Annotated in this window: 1 pseudogene; it reads left to right on the top strand. The window is 68.2% G+C overall.

Annotation, left to right across the window (positions count from 1 at the left end):
* Positions 1-85: 85 nt before the first annotated feature.
* Positions 86-503 (top strand): annotated as a pseudogene (locus ACFPZI_RS30280) (MATE family efflux transporter); the annotation flags it as partial.

Here is a 503-nt window from a genome sequence, read left to right as displayed (position 1 = left end):
CAGCCGCCTCGAACGCCTCGCCTACCGACTCACGGCCTGACTCGCGAATTGCGCAGCAGAGTCACTGGGCCACTCAAAGCTGGTGATGCGGGCCGGACTGCTCGGCACCGCCGCATCCGTCACGCTCTCCGTCCTCCTCGTGGGTGGTCCCGGCCCGCTGCCGGGTTACGGCCTGACCGGGGCAGGCGTCGCCATGCTCGCCTCCAGCGTGATTAGCGCCTGCGTCAACCAGGTGGCCCTCCGCCGCTCTACCGGGCTGACCGGCCGCTCTCTGTATCCGGGCCGGCCCAATGTGAAGCAGGTCTGGACATTGGGCGCCGTGGGGATTCCGCTGGCCGGCACGGTACTCGTCAAGTTCGCCGTCCTGGGCGTGTTGACCTTCGCGGCGGCCAGGATCGGGACCAACAGCGCCGCGGTGCACAGCATCGGCATCTCCCTGGTCAACCTCATCTTCACAGCTGCGGTGGCGGTCGGTCAGGCCACCATCCCTCTGATCTCCGACT

Origin of the sequence: Streptomyces chlorus, assembly GCF_042655885.1 — a bacterium.
In the GTDB taxonomy this organism is placed as follows: Bacteria; Actinomycetota; Actinomycetes; order Streptomycetales; family Streptomycetaceae; genus Streptomyces; species Streptomyces chlorus.
Note: the sequence above shows the minus strand (reverse complement) of the source record. Positions and strands in the feature narration are given on the sequence as shown.